The sequence below is a fragment of the Mesorhizobium sp. genome, assembly GCF_004962925.1.
GTDB lineage: Bacteria > Pseudomonadota > Alphaproteobacteria > Rhizobiales > Rhizobiaceae > Mesorhizobium.
The window spans coordinates 13,680-31,847 of sequence record NZ_SUEO01000041.1 but is presented as its reverse complement, the minus strand read 5'-3'; the positions used below and the strand labels follow the sequence as shown (position 1 = coordinate 31,847).

20 protein-coding genes are annotated in these 18,168 nt (G+C 62.4%); 16 read left to right on the top strand and 4 right to left on the bottom strand.

Annotation, left to right across the window (positions count from 1 at the left end; genetic code table 11):
- Together E5W87_RS11365 and E5W87_RS11360 are read left to right on the top strand one after the other, a co-directional pair.
- Positions 1 to 1,198 (top strand): leucyl aminopeptidase (locus E5W87_RS11365; protein WP_292397077.1); only part of this gene is annotated, 1,198 nt, incomplete at its 5' end.
- A 19-nt stretch (positions 1,199 to 1,217) separates the two neighbouring features.
- Positions 1,218 to 1,667 (top strand): DNA polymerase III subunit chi, encoded by a 450-nt coding sequence (locus E5W87_RS11360; RefSeq protein ID WP_292397074.1) that lies wholly within the window; start codon positions 1,218 to 1,220, stop codon positions 1,665 to 1,667.
- Between the two features lie 41 nt (positions 1,668 to 1,708).
- On the opposite strand, the gene E5W87_RS11355 is transcribed toward E5W87_RS11360, so the two are convergent.
- Positions 1,709 to 2,431 carry a haloacid dehalogenase type II gene (locus E5W87_RS11355; RefSeq protein WP_292397072.1) on the bottom strand — a complete coding sequence of 241 codons (723 nt, stop codon included), beginning with the start codon at positions 2,429 to 2,431 and terminating at the stop codon, positions 1,709 to 1,711.
- Positions 2,432 to 2,787: 356 nt separating this feature from the next.
- Between E5W87_RS11355 and E5W87_RS11350 the strand changes: the two genes are divergently transcribed.
- From E5W87_RS11350 to E5W87_RS11310, 9 genes are all read left to right on the top strand, one after another.
- Positions 2,788 to 3,522 (top strand): FadR/GntR family transcriptional regulator, encoded by a 735-nt coding sequence (locus E5W87_RS11350; RefSeq protein ID WP_292397069.1) that lies wholly within the window; start codon positions 2,788 to 2,790, stop codon positions 3,520 to 3,522.
- Complete coding sequence (locus E5W87_RS11345; protein ID WP_292397066.1) at positions 3,519 to 4,694, top strand: PLP-dependent transferase; 1,176 nt, start codon at positions 3,519 to 3,521, stop codon at positions 4,692 to 4,694. The genes E5W87_RS11350 and E5W87_RS11345 overlap by 4 nt, the downstream gene beginning before the upstream one ends.
- Positions 4,695 to 4,721: 27 nt before the next feature.
- Positions 4,722 to 5,981, top strand: a complete 1,260-nt coding sequence (locus tag E5W87_RS11340; protein WP_292397063.1) for a sugar ABC transporter substrate-binding protein — start codon at positions 4,722 to 4,724, stop codon at positions 5,979 to 5,981.
- A gap of 166 nt (positions 5,982 to 6,147) precedes the next feature.
- Complete coding sequence (locus E5W87_RS11335) at positions 6,148 to 7,020, top strand: carbohydrate ABC transporter permease (protein ID WP_292397086.1); 873 nt, start codon at positions 6,148 to 6,150, stop codon at positions 7,018 to 7,020.
- A 19-nt stretch (positions 7,021 to 7,039) separates the two neighbouring features.
- Positions 7,040 to 7,873 carry a carbohydrate ABC transporter permease gene (locus E5W87_RS11330; protein ID WP_292397060.1) on the top strand — a complete coding sequence of 278 codons (834 nt, stop codon included), beginning with the start codon at positions 7,040 to 7,042 and terminating at the stop codon, positions 7,871 to 7,873.
- Between the two features lie 10 nt (positions 7,874 to 7,883).
- Positions 7,884 to 8,984 (top strand): ABC transporter ATP-binding protein, encoded by a 1,101-nt coding sequence (locus tag E5W87_RS11325; RefSeq protein WP_292397057.1) that lies wholly within the window; start codon positions 7,884 to 7,886, stop codon positions 8,982 to 8,984.
- Positions 8,985 to 9,240: 256 nt separating this feature from the next.
- Positions 9,241 to 9,858: a hypothetical protein gene (locus E5W87_RS11320; RefSeq protein WP_292397056.1), complete on the top strand. Its 618-nt coding sequence runs from the start codon at positions 9,241 to 9,243 to the stop codon at positions 9,856 to 9,858.
- A gap of 3 nt (positions 9,859 to 9,861) precedes the next feature.
- The gene (locus E5W87_RS11315) at positions 9,862 to 10,707 is read left to right on the top strand and encodes a 23S rRNA (adenine(2030)-N(6))-methyltransferase RlmJ (RefSeq protein ID WP_292397052.1); all 846 of its coding nucleotides are present in this window, start codon (positions 9,862 to 9,864) and stop codon (positions 10,705 to 10,707) included.
- A gap of 131 nt (positions 10,708 to 10,838) precedes the next feature.
- Positions 10,839 to 11,291, top strand: a complete 453-nt coding sequence (locus tag E5W87_RS11310; protein WP_292397050.1) for a hypothetical protein — start codon at positions 10,839 to 10,841, stop codon at positions 11,289 to 11,291.
- On the opposite strand, the gene E5W87_RS11305 is transcribed toward E5W87_RS11310, so the two are convergent.
- Positions 11,261 to 11,602 carry a transcriptional regulator gene (locus E5W87_RS11305; protein ID WP_292397048.1) on the bottom strand — a complete coding sequence of 114 codons (342 nt, stop codon included), beginning with the start codon at positions 11,600 to 11,602 and terminating at the stop codon, positions 11,261 to 11,263. The genes E5W87_RS11310 and E5W87_RS11305 overlap by 31 nt on opposite strands.
- Before the next feature lie 261 nt (positions 11,603 to 11,863).
- Here E5W87_RS11305 and E5W87_RS11300 point away from each other — a divergent pair, with 261 nt between their 5' ends.
- Positions 11,864 to 12,049 (top strand): hypothetical protein, encoded by a 186-nt coding sequence (locus tag E5W87_RS11300; RefSeq protein WP_292397045.1) that lies wholly within the window; start codon positions 11,864 to 11,866, stop codon positions 12,047 to 12,049.
- 82 nt (positions 12,050 to 12,131) lie between these two features.
- Here the strand turns inward: E5W87_RS11300 and E5W87_RS11295 are convergent, their stop codons facing one another.
- Complete coding sequence (locus E5W87_RS11295; protein WP_292397043.1) at positions 12,132 to 12,437, bottom strand: hypothetical protein; 306 nt, start codon at positions 12,435 to 12,437, stop codon at positions 12,132 to 12,134.
- A 551-nt stretch (positions 12,438 to 12,988) separates the two neighbouring features.
- Between E5W87_RS11295 and E5W87_RS11290 the strand changes: the two genes are divergently transcribed.
- Both E5W87_RS11290 and E5W87_RS11285 read left to right on the top strand, forming a co-directional pair.
- Entirely contained in the window at positions 12,989 to 13,585 is a 597-nt protein-coding gene (locus tag E5W87_RS11290) for a glutathione S-transferase (RefSeq protein ID WP_292397041.1), read from the top strand.
- Positions 13,586 to 13,623: 38 nt separating this feature from the next.
- Positions 13,624 to 14,307 (top strand): Pr6Pr family membrane protein, encoded by a 684-nt coding sequence (locus tag E5W87_RS11285; protein ID WP_292397039.1) that lies wholly within the window; start codon positions 13,624 to 13,626, stop codon positions 14,305 to 14,307.
- A 135-nt stretch (positions 14,308 to 14,442) separates the two neighbouring features.
- Here the strand turns inward: E5W87_RS11285 and E5W87_RS11280 are convergent, their stop codons facing one another.
- On the bottom strand, positions 14,443 to 15,093 hold the full coding sequence (locus E5W87_RS11280; RefSeq protein ID WP_292397037.1) for an outer membrane protein: 651 nt from the start codon (positions 15,091 to 15,093) through the stop codon (positions 14,443 to 14,445).
- Between the two features lie 408 nt (positions 15,094 to 15,501).
- Here E5W87_RS11280 and E5W87_RS11275 point away from each other — a divergent pair, with 408 nt between their 5' ends.
- Together E5W87_RS11275 and uvrC are read left to right on the top strand one after the other, a co-directional pair.
- A complete protein-coding gene (locus tag E5W87_RS11275) occupies positions 15,502 to 16,278 on the top strand; it encodes an SDR family oxidoreductase (RefSeq protein ID WP_292397035.1) in 777 nt (258 codons plus the stop codon).
- The coding region (uvrC, locus tag E5W87_RS11270; RefSeq protein ID WP_292397033.1) for an excinuclease ABC subunit UvrC at positions 16,275 to 18,168 on the top strand (1,894 nt) is incomplete at its 3' end. The genes E5W87_RS11275 and uvrC, both read left to right, overlap by 4 nt.

The window sequence follows — 18,168 nt, the reverse complement described above, 5'->3', positions numbered from 1 at the left end:
GGTGGCCGTCGTGCTCGATCTGCCGGATGCTGACGTCGGCGGCAGGCAAGCGGCACAGCTTGCCGCGGGCATCCTTCTGCGTAGCTATACCTTCGACAAGTACAAGACGAAAAAGGACAATAATGACGGCCAGCGCGATGGCAAGAAGGCCGAGCCCAAAAAGCCAGTTAAGGTGACCATCCACACCACCGATCCGGCGGCGGCGAAAAAGGCCTTCGCCGACGAGGTGGCGGTGATCGACGGGGTGCTCCTGGCGCGCGACCTGGTCAACGAACCGGCCAATATACTCGGGCCAGTGGAATTCGCCGCCCGCGTCAGCGAACTGGAAGCGCTCGGCGTCACGGTCGAGATCCTGGTCGAGAAGGATATGAAGAAGCTCGGCATGGGCGCGCTGCTCGGCGTCGCGCAAGGCTCGCCACGTGGCGCCCGCATAGCCGTCATGCGATGGAACGGCGGCAAAGCCAAGGACAGCCCGGTTGCCTTCGTCGGCAAGGGTGTCACTTTCGACACCGGCGGCAATTCGATAAAGACGGCCTCCGGCATGGAGGACATGAAGGGTGACATGGGCGGCGCGGCCGCCGTGACCGGGCTGATGCACGCGCTGGCTGCCCGCAAGGCCAAGGCCAATGTCGTCGGCGTCATCGGGCTGGTGGAAAATGCCGTCGACGGCCATGCGCAGCGCCCCGGCGACATCGTCACCTCGATGTCGGGCCAGACCATCGAGGTGCTCAACACAGACGCCGAAGGCCGCCTCGTTCTGGCCGATGCGCTGTGGTACTGCAACGATCGCTTCCAGCCGAAATTCATGGTCAATCTGGCGACGCTGACCGGCGCGATCATGGTCGCGCTCGGCCAGCACTATGCCGGGCTGTTCTCCAACAACGACGAACTGGCGGACAGGCTGACGAGCGCCGGGCAGGCGACGCAGGAACGAGTGTGGCGGATGCCGCTCGGCACCGAATACGACAAGCTGATCGATTCGAAAAATGCCGATATGAAGAACATCGGCGGCCGTCACGGCGGCGCCATCGTCGCGGCACAGTTCCTGCAGCGCTTCGTCAAGGATACACCCTGGGCGCATCTCGACATCGCCGGCACGGCGATGGGCGCGCCGTCCAGCGAGATCAACCAGTCATGGAGCTCCGGCTTCGGCGTCAGGCTGCTCGACCGGCTGGTGCGCGACAACTACGAGGGGTGAGGATTTTTAAGGCACGATCATGGCCGACGTCCTGTTCTACCACCTGACCGAATCGACGCTGGAGGATGCGTTGCCCGGCCTGCTCGAGCGCAGCGTCGATCGTGGTTGGCGCGCCGTGGTGCAAACCGGCACCGAGGAGCGGCGCGACGTGCTGGACCAGCATCTTTGGACCTTTAGGGACGATTCGTTCCTGGCGCACGCGACGGACCGCGAATCCCATCTGGCCGAGCAGCCGATCCTTTTGACAACCGGCCAGGACAATCCGAACGAGGCGCAGATACGCTTCTTGGTCGACGGCGCGGCGCCGCCGGAGCTTGGTAGCTATGAGCGCGCCGTGTTCCTGTTCGACGGCCACGATGCAGCCCAGGTCCAGGCGGCGCGCTCGCACTGGAAGACGATGAAGGAAGCCGGCCACGCGGTCACCTACTGGCAGCAGACATCAGATCGGCGCTGGGAACGCAAGGCGTAAAGCCTGCCGGAAGGGGGTGGTTTGCTGATCGTTGAGACACGCTACAGCTGAAGCCGTTCAGCCAATTCAATGAAGTCGCTGGCCACCAGGTCCCAGGCCTGATCAGGGTGCAGGTCCGTCGTCTGCGCTAACCCGTGCTCGGTCGGACGCGGGACAAAGACTGTTCGCAATCCGCATGCCCGGGCCGCTGCAAGGTCGCCATTGTGAGCGGCCACGAGACAGATCTCATCTGGCTTCATTGCCAGGACGTCAGCGGTGCGAAGATAAGCTTCCGGCATCGGCTTGTACGCTTGCACCACTTCGGCGCCGAGGATCGCATCCCAGGGGATGCGACTACGCTTCGCCATGTTGAGCATGAGGACGATGTTACCGTTCGAGAGCGGCGCGATGATATAGCGGGCCTTCAGCCGTGTGAGGCCGGCCACCGCATCCGGCCATGGCTCCAATCGGTGCCATGCCAGGTTCAGTTCGTCCAACTCGGACGCTGGCACCGAAGCCAGGTCGACCCCGAATTCTGGCAAAACAGCTTCCAGGTTCTCCCGATGCAGCACGTCGAGCCGTGTAAAGGGCCGCCGGCCGTTGCGCACCTCCTCCATCGCTGGGGAGTAACGGCGGCGCCACGCATCCGCGAAAGCGGTAGGAATGGCCGTTCCCGCACCATGCCGCTTCAGGAACGGTTCAGCTTCGCGCGCCACGCCGCTGCGCCAATCGACGACAGTGCCGAAGACGTCGAATACCAAGGCACGTACACCATCCAATGGCATCACATTCGGCTCCTTGATCCGCACATTGCGTCTTTGGCACGGATTGGCCTGAGAAGTCGACCGCACGGTCTCTCGTCGGAAACGTGGCTGGTTCACCACTCAGCTTGCCCACTCCGAGTCCTGCTGGCTACGGCCGACATGACCGTCGCATTCGGGCGACGAGCGGTCCTTGCGGCTGTCGCAAAAATCGGTCGCGAAACATCCATTTTTTTAGAGGGACATTTGCGACAGGCAAACCATTCACCGGATGGACATGAGCCGCAATTCAAACTGAGACACTGCCCAGGCCACTTGACGAAAGGATGATCGCGCGCAAAACTGCTAAGATGTCAGACCAATTTTGAACGTAGGTGCCCATGCGAGCGCGCGGCGAACTGCCACCTGCCACGCGTGTGGCAATCGCCACGCTCCCGCCGCTGGATCGCGGCAAGCAGGTCATGGAAGCGCTCGCCGACTATGTCGAGCGCGCCGCGCTGAAGAGCGGTGACCGGCTTCCGACGGAGCGCGAATTGATGGCCGCGCTTTCCGTCGGACGTTCGACGATACGCGAGGCGATGGGGCGTTTCGAAGCGCTCGGCGTCACCGAGACCCGCAAAGGCAGCGGCACCTATCTGCTCAAGCCGATATCCGCCGGCACAATCCATTTGCCGCTGTCGCTCGATACGGCAGAGTTGCGCGACGGTCTTTTGCACACCCTCGAGGTGCGCCGCGGCATCGAGGCCGAGGCAAGCATGGTTGCGGCGCGGCGGCGCACCTCCGACGATCTGCGGACGATCGAGGAAAAACTCATCGAGATGGAGCGCGTCCATCTTGCCACCGGCACGTCGGGCCCAGAAGATTTGGCCTTTCACCTGGCCGTCTACGACGCCACGCACAACCCGCTTTTCCGGCAGCTCCTGGGGCAGATGCGCGAAGCGTTCGAGCGTTTCTGGGACCATCCTTTCGACCGCCAGGATTTCGCCCGGCGATCGTTCCCGCATCACCGCGAGTTGTTCGATGCCATCGTCGCCAGGGACGCGGAGCTGGCGCGGGAAAAAACGCTGAAGATCCTCGAGATCGTGGAAGAGGATATCGAGGAAATGTCGAAATGAACGATCCCGATTTTTTCGACCAGGCATCGCTGATCGCCGCGCATGACGAGGGCAACGCCTTCGATGCCGTCGTGCCGCCGATCGTGCAGACCTCGCTCTTTACCTTCCCGAACTATGACGAGATGCTCGAGACATACCGTGGTGAAAAAGTGCGGCCGACCTACACGCGTGGGCTGAACCCGACCGTGCGCATGTTCGAGGAAATGCTCGCAAAGCTGGAAGGCGCCGAGGACGCTATCGGTTTCGCAAGCGGCATGTCCGCCATCTCGTCGGCGGTGCTGAGCTTCGTCGAGCCGGGCGACCGCATCGTCGCGGTCAGGCACATCTACCCGGACGCGTTCCGGCTGTTCGAGACGCTGCTCGCGCGCATGCGCATCGAGGTGACTTATGTCGACGGGCGCGACGAAGATGCCGTCGCAAGCGCCCTGCCTGGCGCCAAGCTGTTCTATATGGAAAGCCCGACCAGCTGGGTCATGGAAACGCATGACATCGGTGCGCTCGCTGCGCTGGCGAAGTCCCGTGGCATCCCGACCATCATCGACAACAGCTGGGCCAGCCCGGTCTTCCAGCGGCCGCTGTCGCTCGGCGTCGATATTGTGGTCCACTCCGCATCCAAGTATCTGGGCGGCCACAGCGATGTCGTGGCTGGCGTGGTCGCAGGCTCGAAGGACTTGATCGGCCGCATCCGCGCCGAAGCCTATCCATATCTCGGCGGTAAGCTGTCGCCATTCGATGCCTGGCTCTTGATCCGCGGCTTGCGCACACTGCCGATCCGGATGCGCGCGCATCATGCCTCCGGCCTCGAAATCGCACGGCGTCTGCAGGATCATCGGATCGTCGAGAAGGTCTGCCATCCGGGGTTGGCCAACCTGCTTCCCGCAGGGCTCACCGGCACGTCGGGCCTGTTCTCGTTTGTCTTCCGCGACGGCATCGACATCCGGACGTTTGCCGACCGCCTTAAGCTGTTCAAGCTGGGCGTGTCGTGGGGCGGCCACGAAAGCCTCATCGTGCCCGGCGAGGTCGTGCTGCAGCAGAAGGCCCAACCCAATTCCGCGATGGCGTTCGGCGTTCATCCGCGGTCCGTGCGTCTCCATGTCGGCCTCGAGGGAACCGAGGCGCTGTGGAGTGACCTGGAAACGGCGATCACAGCTGCTTCCGAAGAAAAGACCTGAAGCAACCAGACAAGAAGGGAACGGAAAATGAAGAAGCTTCTTATCGCGGCACTCGCCACCGTACTGATGTCGGGTGCTGCACTCGCTGACACGACGCTGAAACTCGTGGAGGTGATCACCAGCCCCGAGCGCACCGAAACCCTGAAATCGATCGTCTCCAAATTCGAGGCCGCCAACCCGGGCACGAAGGTCGAGGTCATCTCGCTGCCCTGGGGCGAGGCGTTCCAGAAATTCGCGACCATGGTGTCTGCCGGTGAAATCCCCGACGTCATGGAGATGCCGGACACGTGGCTGTCGCTCTATGCCAACAACGGCCTTCTCGAAAGCCTAGAACCCTATCTTGCCAAATGGGAGCACACTTCGGGCCTCACCGATCGCGCGCTCGAACTCGGCCGCGACGTGAAAAACACCGCCTACATGCTGCCTTATGGCTTCTATCTCCGGGCAATGTTCTACAACAAGAAGCTGTTCCAGGAGGCTGGTGTCGCCGAGCCGCCCAAGACGATGGACGAGTTCGTGGCGGCGTCGGAGAAAGTCTCCAAGCTTCCGGGCAAATATGGCTACTGCCTGCGCGGCGGGCCGGGCGGTCTCAACGGCTGGATGATGTTCGGCGCAACCATGGCCGGGTCCAACAAATTCTTCAACGACGACGGCACCTCGACCATGAACAGCGAAGGCTGGGTCAAGGGACTGACCTGGGTTGTCGATCTCTACAAGAAGGGATTGGCGCCGAAGGATAGCGTCAACTGGGGCTTCAACGAAATCGTCGCCGGTTTCTACACCGGCACCTGCGCGATGCTCGATCAGGATCCAGACGCGCTGATTGCAATCGCCGAGCGGATGAAGCCGGAAGACTACGGCGTCATGACGATGCCGAAGGGGCCAGCCGGCAAGACATTTCCGACAATCGGCTATGCCGGTTGGTCGATGATGGCGGCCAGTCAGAACAAGGACCTCTCCTGGAAGCTGATCGAAACGCTCGAAGGGCCTGAGGGCAATGTCGAGTGGAACAAGCGCACCGGAGCGCTGCCGGTCCACAAGTCGGCCGAAAAGGATCCGTTCTACGCGAGCGAGCAGTTCAAGGGCTGGTTCGCCGAACTCGAGGACAAGGATGCGGTGCCGACGGTCATGCCGACCTATCTCGAGGAGTTCGCCTTCTTCAAGGACTCGATGGTCATCAAGACCAGTCAACAGGCACTGCTCGGCGATATCACGCCCGAGGAAATGGCCAACCAGTGGGCCGACTATCTGACCAAGGCGCAGCAGAAATTCCTGGCCAAGAAATAAACGGCGGACCGCGAGCATCGGAGCCGCCCATCTCGGGCGGCTCCGATAGGTCTCGTCCATGGTCGATTGGAACGATGGCCAATTGGAACGAAAGCGTTAGCTGATGGTTTTTGACGCCACCGCCGGCCTCCCGGAATCGCGCCGCCGGTCGCTGGTCGACCGGATCATGCGCCACGCCGAGCCATACCTTTACACCGCCCCGGCGCTGATTCTGATCGTCACCATCATGCTGGCGCCGCTGGTGCTTGGCCTGTCCTACGCCTTCCGCGACGTGCACTTGCTCAATCCCTTCTCTGGCGGGTATGTCGGGCTCGATCATTTTCGCACCCTTTATGACGACGACAATTTCTATCGCGCGCTGCGCAACACGCTGTGGTGGACCGGTGCATCCGTCTTCCTGCAATTCGTCTTCGGCCTGATCCTGGCGCTGTTGCTCGACCGGCCGTTTGCCGGCCGCGCCATCGCGCAGGCGCTGGTGTTCCTGCCTTGGGCGGTGCCGACCTTCCTCACCGGGCTCAACTGGGCGTGGCTGTTCAATCCCGTCATCGGACCGCTGCCGCATTGGCTTTATGCCCTCGGCCTCATGAGTGAGCCGGCCAACATCCTTTCCAATCCGCAGCTCGCCATGTGGGGACCGATCATCGCCAACGTCTGGTGGGGCATTCCCTTCTTCGCCATCACGCTGCTGGCCGCGCTCCAGGCCATCCCGCGCGACCTCTACGAAGCGGCGGCGATCGACGGCGCCGGCGCCGTCAGGCGGTTCACGTCGATCACCTTGCCGTTCCTTGCGCCGACCATTGCGATCACCGTGCTGTTGCGCACCGTCTGGATCTCGAACTTCGCCGACCTGATCATCGTCATGACCAGCGGCGGGCCGGCCGACCGCACGCAGATCGTCGCAAGCTACATCTTCACGCAAGCCTTCAGGGCCCTTGATTTCGGCTATGCCTCGGCCATTGCGCTGGTGCTGCTCGTCCTGCTGCTCGCCTATTCGATGCTGATCGTCATGCTGCGGCAGATCCTGATGGATCGGGCCTGATGGATCGGGGGATGACCAGATGAACAGGTATTCGATCTTCGGAACCGCACTGCACCGCCTGGCGATCCTTTGCTACGTGGTCTTTGCGCTGTTTCCGCTGTTCTGGCTGTTGAAAGTATCCGTCACGCCGAACGACCTGCTCTATTCGGAGGGCGTGCGGATGTGGCCGTCGCAGATGAGCTTTGAGCATTTCCGCTTCGTGCTGGCCCACAGCGCATTCCCGATCTTCTTCAGGAACAGCATGATCGTTGCCGGTGCGACGGCGGTGATCGTGACACTGCTCGCGTCTCTCTCTGGCTATGCGCTGTCACGCTTCACCTTCCGCGGCAAATACTGGCTGGTCGCGCTGATGCTGCTCACCCAGATGTTTCCATTGGTGATGCTGGTCGCACCGATCTTCAAGATGCTCTCGCCGCTCGGGCTGACCAACAGCCTGACAGGGCTGGTCGTCGTCTACACCGCCTTCAACATCCCCTTCGCGACATTCTTGATGCAGTCGTTCTTCGACGGTATTCCCAAGGAGCTGGAGGAGGCGGCCAAGATCGATGGCGCCACGCAGTTCATGGCGTTTCGCCAGATCATCCTGCCGCTGACGCTGCCGGGCATTGCCGCGACGCTGGGCTTTGTTTTCACCGCCGCGTGGAGCGAACTGCTGTTCGCGCTGATGCTGATTTCGGGCAACAGCGCCGCCACGTTTCCGGTCGGCCTGCTCACCTTCGTATCGAAGTTTTCGGTCGATTTCGGGCAGATGATGGCGGCCGGCGTGCTGGCGCTGATCCCGGCCTGCCTCTTCTTCCTGTTCATCCAGCGCTATCTGGTCCAGGGCCTGACGGCCGGCGCAGTCAAGGGCTGAGTGAGGTCTCATGGCATCGATCGACATCCGCAACGTTCGCAAGAATTTCGGCATTGTCTCCGTGCTGCACGGCGTCGACCTGGCGATTGAGAACGGCGAGTTCGTGGTGCTGGTGGGGCCGTCCGGCTGCGGCAAGAGCACGCTGCTGCGCATGATCGCCGGGCTCGAGGAGGTGACCGAAGGCGAGATCCGGATCGACGGCGTGCGCGTCAATGAGCGGGCACCCAAGGACCGCGACATCGCCATGGTATTCCAGTCCTACGCGCTCTACCCGCACATGAACGTCGCCGAGAATATGAGCTATGGTCTGCGGATCCGGAAGGCCGCCCGCGAGAAGATCACAGCCGCTGTCAGCAATGCGGCCAGGAAGCTTGAGCTGCAGCCGCTGCTTGCGCGGCGGCCGAAGGCATTGTCGGGCGGCCAGCGCCAGCGCGTGGCGATGGGCCGCGCGATCGTGCGACAGCCCAAGGCATTCCTGTTCGACGAGCCGCTGTCCAATCTGGACGCGCGCTTGCGTGAGCAGATGCGGGCCGAGATCAAGAAGCTGCACCGCGATCTCGGCGCGACCTCGATCTATGTCACTCACGACCAGATCGAGGCGATGACCTTGGCCGACCGGATCGTCGCCATGCATGAGGGCGTGGTGCAACAAGTCGGGAGCCCGCTGGAGCTTTACGACCGCCCGGCCAACCTGTTCGTCGCCGGCTTCATCGGATCGCCGGCCATGAATTTTCTGTCGGCACGCTACGAGTTCGGCGGATCCACGGCCGGCGCACGATTGCCCGATGGAACGCTGATTGGGCTATCGTCAGGCTATCAATTGGAGCAAGGCGCGGCGGTGACACTCGGCATCCGGCCGGAGCATGTCGAGATGTCGCCGGCTTCGGAGAGCAGCCTGAGGGCGACGGTCGACCTGATCGAGCCGACCGGCTTCGGCATTATTCTGCACCTTGGCCTGCACGGCCTGCCGTTCAATGTCTTCACGCTCGACCGGGCTGCGCTTACTGCCGGCCCGACGGTGACGGTGGCTTTCCCGCCGCAACATTTGCATTTGTTCGATGAGACTGGAAAGCGCGCATTGGAATCCGGCCTCCAGAAGAGGAAGAGCTGATCCTCCGTTCGGTCTCAGATCATTCGAATTTTGCCAAAACCGGTTCTCACCCGTGGGGCCAATGCTATTGTCTATCTTGGCACCGCCGAATTCGATACGACATTCGATCTCGGCCTCGACATGGCTCCTGGACGAGATGGAACGTGCCCGCGACGGCGCTAGACCATGATCCCGAACCGAAGGTCAGCGAAGCAAAAAGTGGACCCGGTTTTCGGACGAGATCATGGTCAAACAAGAAGGCTAGGTAGTTGAGCGCATGCGCTTTCTGTTTCTTCTGATTCTGCTCGCCGGGACCGGCATCGGCGTCGTCTATCCCTGGGCGATGACCAATTTCTCCGGCCATGAGATCGGCACCTGGCGGGTCTACGAACAGGGCCGGTTCAAGCCGGTGACGGTGCCGCTGGCCGCTCGCGACGCGCCGGTGCGGGTGCTGGTCGATCTCACCGCCAGGGCCGAACGCATCGTCGTCTCGCAACAACGCACGGTGCTGACGCTGACCGCTGCCGCCGGCGGCAGGACGGTGCTCGCCGCGACGCTGCAATTCACCCATTCGGAAAATCCGCGCCAGGTCAGTCCGCAACTGCCGGACAAGATCTTCCGCGACGAGGCAGGCCTGATCGCGACGGTCGGCCCCGGTCCCTACACCTTCACCGTTGGCCCCGGCGACGCCGAAGGCATCGAGATGCGGGCGGTGGATCTCGTACTGCGCTCCGGCGTCGGCGAGATCGACAGCCGGGCGCGGCCGGTCGGGTTTTCGCTGATGGCGGCCGGCCTGATCGGGCTGCTGTTGGCGCTGCGTTTCGGCGGCCGCGGCCGGCCGCAAAATCCGAATTCGCAGCCGCCAGCGCCGCGCTGGGGCAGGGGGTCGAATTAGCTCGTGAATTACCGCCACGCCTACCACGCCGGAAACTTCGCCGATGTCGTCAAGCATGTCGTGCTGAGCCGGCTCGTCGAGTATCTGAAACAGAAGGACAAGGCGTTTCGCGTCATCGACACCCATGCCGGCATCGGCCGCTACGACCTGTCGTCGACCGAAGCGCAGAAGACCGGCGAATGGCAAGGCGGCATCGGCCGGCTGGTCGATGCCGCACTCGACGCGCCGGCGGCAGCACTTCTGGCGCCCTATCTGGAAGCCGTCCGTTCGCTCAATCCCGAAGGCGGTGTGAAAAAATATCCGGGCTCGCCGCTGATCGCGCGTCATCTCATGCGCAAGCAGGACCGGCTGTCGGCGATCGAATTGCATCGCCAGGATGCCGCGAAGCTGAGGGCGCTATTCCAAGGCGATTTCCAGACCCGGGTGATCGAGCTCGACGGCTGGCTGGCGCTCGGCGCGCATCTGCCGCCGAAGGAAAAGCGCGGCCTCGTGCTGGTCGATCCGCCGTTCGAGGAGGAGGGCGAGTTCGCCCGCATCGTCGACGGGCTGCAGAAAGCGCACAGGCGCTGGCCGGGCGGGATCTATGCGCTGTGGTATCCGGTCAAGGACCGCAAGGCGGTCGCCGCCTTCCGGAAGGCGCTGGTGCAGTCGGGCATTCCGAAGCTGCTCGATATCGGCTTCGAGATCAGGCCGCCTTCGGCCGAGCCCAGCCTCGACGGCAGCGGCATGGTGGTGGTCAACCCGCCTTTCACGCTGGAAGGCGAATTGCGCACGCTGCTGCCGGCGCTACATAGCCTTCTCGTGGTCGAGCAGCCAGCGCACTGGACGCTGGAATGGCTGGCGGCGTAGGGCGGCAGAGGTATCCGTGCGCCTGCCTCGGTTGAAGGCAATTTCAAACTAAGAAACCATCGTCTCTACAACCGCTTGACCGCGCGCGAGCGAATCCGCACAGTGCGCGCAGTCGACCATAAGAGGCTGCCATGACTCGCTTCGCCCAATCCGCCCTTGCCGCACTGATCGCCCTTTGCACGCCGCTCGGCATATCCCTCGCTGTCACCCAGGCAGCAAAGGCGGCCGATCTTGCCGTCTATACCGACGAAGACAGCGGCGTTTGCGGTGAGGCCTGGGTGCTGAACAAGATCACCAGCCGCTTCTCCTACCAGGTGCATCACGTGCCGAATCTGCCTGACGTCGAGATCACCGATTTCCAGCGCGTCCACCAGCACCGCTATTTCCCGGCCAACGAAACCTGGCCGATCGGCCGCCGCTATTGCGGCGCCACCGTCAGCCTCTCCGACGGCCGCGCCCGCACCATCTGGTATCTGATCGAGGAAGGGCAGGGCTTTGCCTCGATCGGCGACAATGTCGAATTCTGCGTCTCGGGCTTCGACCGCTGGATGGTCTACAACGGCCGCTGCCGCGTCCTACGCTGATCGCGTTTACCTGGCTGTTCCGCCTCATCGAGAATTTTGCGAAGGAAGGCGGCGTGACCGCGAAAGGCGCGTCGTCCAATTGACGTTGCCCTGACGCGCGTTTGCGGCCGGCGTCCGACGAACAGCTTTTCGACATCGATATATCCCGCCTTGGCAAGTGTATCTATATGCCCGCCGAGATTGCCGTCAGTCGCATTGACGATGGCCTTCAATCGGGTGAATTCCAGCGCTTCGCGCCTTTCCAGAGAATTCAGCGCCGCCATGATCCTGAGCCGCACGCTCTGGTGGATGATTTCGTCGGCAGCCATCATCGGGCCTGCTGTGGTGTCCGGCGTTCAGTCTCACTGATCTCGGCCAGCGCTACTCGATCTCGCGCGAAGGACATTGCGCTTCTCCCGCGTACTGCAGAATACTCTGTGATATGGAGTAATCTGTCAATCTTGGCAAAAAGGAATGATGCGAGCGAAGGCCGTTGCCCTCATAGAGCTCAGGCAAGCTCATAGCGCAGAACGGATCGCGCTTTGCTTTTGTCACTTTTGTAGATCATCCGTTTGCACAAGACGATGAGATCAATGAAGCAGCGCATCATGATGTTGCCGGTCGATGATCGACGAGCAAAAACGCTTGCTAACCTTCAGCGTTTCGTAGCGGGATTGCTTCCGGCAAAGCGGGCAGAATGTCTGTCGCAAATCCTCGGCAAAGGTCGAAGAGCAGCAGCGGCATTTTGTGAAATCAGCACGAGCTTGTGTCGCCTGTAACCAAAACTTAAACTGCAAAATTCATGCTGATGCTTCGCTGGCTAGCAAGCCGCGAGTCAGATATGCATTGCACGCCGGGTCACTAATGGCCGTCGGCACAACGGAAGGGGCATGACATGGCTAAACAGTCATCCAAAGCGCCGGCATCCAAGTCACCGGCAAAGAAGTCACCGGCAAAGAAAGCACCGGCAAAAGCAGCGGCGGCGAAAGTCGCAACCGCTGTGAAGAAAGCGGCACCTGCTGCCAAGCCAAAGGCCGCCGCGGCCAAGGCAAAAGCAGCGCAGGCCAAGAAGCCGGCCGCGAAAGCCGCGGCAAAACCGGCAGTGAAGAAAGCAGCACCTGCCAAGGCCAAAGCGGCACCTGCCAAGGCCAAGGCTGCGCCGGCCAAGGCAAAAGCAGCTCCGGCCAAGAAGCCAGCTGCAAAGGCCGCAGCAAAGCCGGCAGCGAAGAAAGCTGCACCTGCCAAGACTGCACCGGCCAAGAAGGCTGCGCCCGCAAAGAAAGCGGCGGCAGCGAAGTCTTCTGCAGCCGTGAAGAAAGCAGCGCCTGCGGCCAAGCCGAAGGCGAAAGCAGCGCCCGCGAAGACCAAGAAGTAGTCGCGTTTCTTCGCACGCGGAGGACAGTACTGAGGACAGTTGAAGGCGGGTGCCGGACAGGCGCCTCGCTCGCTGGTTCGGTGCTCGGGCGACTAGACAGAGGCGGAGGGAAGACAGCTTTTCGCAGCTCCCAGGGCTTCGCCGTACGGCGAAGTCCGGTGGGGCATTTCCTCGCGCCCGGAAGGACAGATCTACTCGCGTCTGCTGCTGCACCGCGGCTTATCGCGTCTAGATCGATATTGAGACAACTGCTGCCTGCTGGCGGCTGGTTTTTCCGCTTCTGGCCGTTGATCGGCGCAAGCTGATCGGTCAACAGTGCCGCCGGCAAACAGGAACCCCGATCATGCCCAGACTGCTCTACGCTTCCACGTCCCCCTACAGTTCCAAGGTGCGCATGGCTGCGCATTATGCCGGCATCGCCATCGATCTCGTGCCGGTAAAAACCGAAGACAAGCCGGCCGAGCTGATCGGCGCCAACCCTCTCGGCAAGATTCCAACGCTGGTGCTCGACGACGGCCGTTCGATCCACGACAGCCGCGCCATTATTCAGCATCTCAACCGCATGTCGAAAAACGCGCTGTTTCCGCGCAATCCCGACAAGCGCCTTGAGGCGGAAGTGCTTGAAGCGCTGGCCGATGGCATTTGCGACTGCGCGCTGTCGATGGTCTATGAGCGGCGCACGCGCCCCGAAGACATGGTCTACCAGCCCTGGCTCGACCGCCAGTGGGCGAAGATCACCGGTGCGCTCGATCTGCTCAACGCCAATCCACCAAAGCTGCCGAAGAAGATCACCGCCGGCCAGATGGCGCTGCGCGCCTGCCTTGGCTATCTCTCACTGCGCTTTGCCGGAAAATGGGAAAAGGGCCGCAACCGGCTGATCCGCTGGGCGGCGCGCTTCGACGAGAAGTTTCCGGAGTTGAAACCCTGCGTTCCGGGGTGAGGGATTGAATCTCGAGCCCTGCTGCGAGGCGGCTGCGTTTGATCAACGGGATTTCGTCGACAGATATTCAGCCTGCGCCTATCGTGGTCTTCCAGGCCGGGAGCCAACCAACGGGTGGCGATTTGATCTGTCGTTTGCTTGCACTCGTTATTTGTCTGTCCGCTTGCGCTGGCATTGGCCTTGAACTCAGCACCCTGATGAAAGGCGGCGCCTCGATGCTCGGCTCGCTATGGGTGTTGATGGGATATTTTACGATCCTGAGCAACGGTCTTATCGCCGTTGTATTCGGAGCCGTCGCACTCCTCGGGGGGCGTTTCGATCACCCGCGGCTGGTGGCGGCGGTGGCTGCCGTCATGGCCTTGGTCGGCGTGATTTTCGCGTTGCTGCTCCAAGGGCTGCGCACCTTGGCTGGCGCCACCGCCGAAGCAAACTTTCTGCTCCATCAGCTCAACCCTGTTCTTGTCGTATTGTTCTGGCTGCTGTTCACGCGAAAGGGGGCGCTCTCGTGGCGCGATCCGCTTCTTTGGGCGCTCTATCCCCTGGTGTATCTGGCCTATGCCCTGGCTCGTGGCGTGGCTGAAGGGAAATACGCTTACCCGTTCATAGATGTGTCCGCGAATGGCTGGGTCGGGGTCATGTCAAATGTCGTCGTGATCGCTCTCGGTTTTATCGCAGCAGCCGAAGTCCTGGTCTTGATCGACCGAATGCTGGCTCGACGCTGACGTCGAGATCATGCGTGGTTGCGTCGACAGGCGAGATGCCCTCGCACCGCAAGATGATGCATCGGAAGGCAGGCGCCGGGCACAAAAAAAGCCGGGCACGAGGCCCGGCTTTTTCGTGTCGTGGCTTGGACGACTTTAGAACTTCATACCGACGCCGAACGTGACGCGGTTGTCGGTGGACTTGACCTTGCCAATGCCGTCGAAGTCCTTGTCGCCGAAGTCGGTGTAGCGGTACTCGACACGGCCGAACACATTGTCGGTGATCTTGATGTCGGTGCCGACGCCGGCCGTCCAGCCGAGCATGGTGTTCGTGTCGCTGACGCCAGCGGCTTCGATCTTCTGGTTCCTGAGTGCGCCACCAGCGGTGCCGTAGAGCAGGATCTCCGGGGTGACGGCGTAGCCGAGGCGGGCGCGCAGCGAGCCTTCGAAGCCGCCCTTAGACTCGATGCCAGCGTCATCGCCCTCGATGCCGCTATAGCCGATATCGGCTTCAGCACCGTACACGAAGTTCTCCTGCTGCCACTGATAGCCGCCGAAGACGCCGCCGACAAAACCGTCGGTGCCGACGTCGACGCCGACATCCTTGGCATCGGCATGACCGCTGAAGCCGTAGCCGACGCTCACACCGGCATAGGGACCGGCCCAGGACGCGACGGGAAGTTCGGCGATCGGGGCGGGTGCCGGCGGCTCTTCCGAGATCACGTCAGCAGCATAGGCGGTTCCGCCGAGGGCGAAAAGCCCGAACGCCACCGCCAGCGGTCGCGCAAATTTAAGATTGGCTTGCATTGTTCTTTACTCCTTAAGCCACAGGCACAGGCTTGCTTTTCACGAGCGCCCTCAACCCGCCGGGGGGAAAAACGGATCTGGCGCTCAACGGTTCCGAATGTCGTGTCAAAATACGGCTGAAGCGAACCTGAACTTGGGTCATTACCGGGCACGAATGAGGCCGAACTTTGACGTTGCATCCGCGCAACAGATGGTGTCAGGAGGCTTTGCCATGCCGCGCTGAACACGGCTTGGAGCAAGGAGTCCAGCGCCCTATATTGCGGTCTGTCAGGCCGAGTCCCGGCCAGGGCCGAAAGACCGATCCGGCCGCTTTGCCACAATGCTGCCCAAGGTACGAACGGCATTTAACGCTTGGCCGGCCATATTTCGCCGGCGGGCTGAAATCGAGGCCCATTGAGGATTGACAGGATGAGCAAGGCCGCTGGAACGGCACTGGTAACGGGTGGGGGCAAGCGGATCGGCAAGGCGATCGTGGAGGATCTGGCCGCGAACGGCTTTGCCGTCGCCATCCATTGCAACCGCTCGCGGGCCGAGGCGGAAGCGTTGGCCGCGCGGATCAATGGCGGCCATTTTGGCCAGGATGGCCGCGCCGCCGTGGTCGCCGCCGATCTGACCGACATGGAAGCGGTCGGCGACCTGGTCGGCCGCGCCGAAGCCGCGCTCGGACCTGTTACACTGCTGGTCAACAATGCCTCGCTGTTCGTGGACGATACGGTTCAGGACTTCGACTGGCTTGCCTGGGACCGCCACTTCGCCATCCATGTGAAGGCCCCGGCACTTTTGGCGCAAAAATTCGCCCGCGCGCTGCCGGAAGGCCAGGAAGGGCTGATCGTCAATATGATCGACCAGCGCGTCTGGCGCCCGACGCCACGTTATTTTTCCTATGCGCTGTCGAAATCGACTTTGTGGACAGAGACGCAGATGATGGCGCAAGCGCTGGGACCCCGTATTCGCGTCAACGCCATCGGCCCCGGCCCGACGCTGAAGAGCGCGCGTCAGGACGACAGCGATTTTGCCGCGCAGGTCGACGGGCTGATCCTGAAGCGCGGCCCGGAATTGCCTGAATTCGGCGCCACCATCCGCTATCTCTGGGGCGCGCGCTCGGTGACCGGCCAGATGATCGCGCTCGACGGCGGCCAGCACCTTGCATGGCAGACGCCGGATGTGACAGGCATTGTTGAATGAGTCCCATGGACCAGAAACACAAACGAGGCGGCGCCGCCGACGACTTGCCCCCCGATGTCGATATCGAGGACGAGGCGGCGGAGGAGATCGTCGAGCCGTCAGCTCCCGGTCCCAGTGGCCCTGACGTCGCCTTCACGGCCATTGATTGGACGCCGCATGCCGGCGATGCCGACGGCATGGTCGGCGCCGAAGTCATCCAGACGCTGGTCAAACGGCTGCCCAACGCGCCCGGCGTCTACCGCATGATGAATGCCGCAGGCGACGTGCTCTATGTCGGCAAGGCGCGCAGCCTGAAGAAGCGGGTGACCAATTACGCGCAAGGCCGTTTCCACACCAGCCGCATCGGCCGCATGGTGCGCGAGACGTCGACGATGGAATTTGTCGTTACCCGCACCGAGATCGAAGCGCTGCTTCTCGAAGCCAACCTTATCAAGCGCTTGCGGCCGCGATTCAATGTGCTGATGCGGGACGACAAGTCGTTCCCCTATATCCTGCTGACCGGCGATCATGTCTCGCCCGGCATCTACAAGCATCGCGGCGCGCGCTCGCGCAAGGGCGACTATTTCGGCCCCTTCGCCTCGGCCGGCGCGGTCGGCCGCACCATCAATTCGCTGCAGCGTGCCTTCCTGCTCAGGAGTTGCACCAACTCCTTCTACGAGAATCGCACCCGGCCGTGCCTGCTGTTCCAGATCAAGCGCTGCGCCGGCCCATGCACCGGCGAGATCTCGCATGGCGACTATGCCAAGCTGGTCGCCGAGGCGAAGGACTTCCTCTCCGGCCGCAGCCAGAAGGTGAAGACCGATATTTCCGCCGCCATGCAGCAGGCCTCCGAAAATCTCGATTTCGAGCGGGCCGCCATCTATCGCGACCGGCTGGCGGCGCTGTCGCACGTGCAGAGCCACCAGGGCATCAACCCGCAGACCGTCGACGAGGCCGATGTCTTCGCCATCCATCAGGAAGGCGGCCAAGTCTGCATCCAGGTGTTTTTCTTCCGCACCGGCCAAAACTGGGGCAACCGCGCCTATTTCCCCAAGGCCGATCCGGCGCTGGAGGGATCGGAAGTGCTGGGCTCGTTCCTGGCGCAATTCTATGACGACAAGCCGACGCCGCGCACCATCCTGTTGTCGCATGGTGTCCAGGACCAGGAACTTTTGGCCGAGGCGCTGTCGACCCGCGCGGGCCGCAAGGTGGCGATCTTGGTGCCGCAGCGCGGCGAGAAGAAGGATTTGACCGACAACGCACTCCAGAATGCCCGCGAGGCGCTCGGCCGCCGGCTGGCCGAGACCTCGACGCAAGGACGATTGCTGGCTGGCTTCGCCGAGACCTTCGGCCTGAAAACGCCGCCGGTGCGCATCGAGGTCTATGACAACTCGCACATCATGGGCACCAACGCGGTCGGCGCCATGGTCGTCGCCGGGCCGGAAGGCTTCGTCAAGAACCAGTACCGGAAATTCAACATCCGTTCGACCGAGATCACACCGGGAGACGATTTCGGCATGATGCGCGAGGTGATGGAGCGGCGGTTTTCCCGGCTGCTGAAGGAACATGGCGATGCGCCGCAGAGCGAACAGGTGGCGGATGCTGCCCCGAGTGAACAGGAGGACGACATCGAGGACACCGGCGGTTTTCCGGCCTGGCCCGATGTCATCCTCATCGACGGCGGCCAGGGCCAGATGACGGCGGTGCGAAAAGTACTCGCCGATCTCGGCATCGAGGACCGTGTCGTGGCAATCGGCATCGCCAAGGGCCAGGACCGTGACGCCGGCCGCGAACGCTTCTTCGTCAGGGGCAGGGACTCGTTTTCGCTCCCTGTGCGCGATCCGGTGCTCTATTTCGTCCAGCGGCTGCGCGACGAGGTCCACCGCTTCGCCATCGGCTCGCACCGCGCCC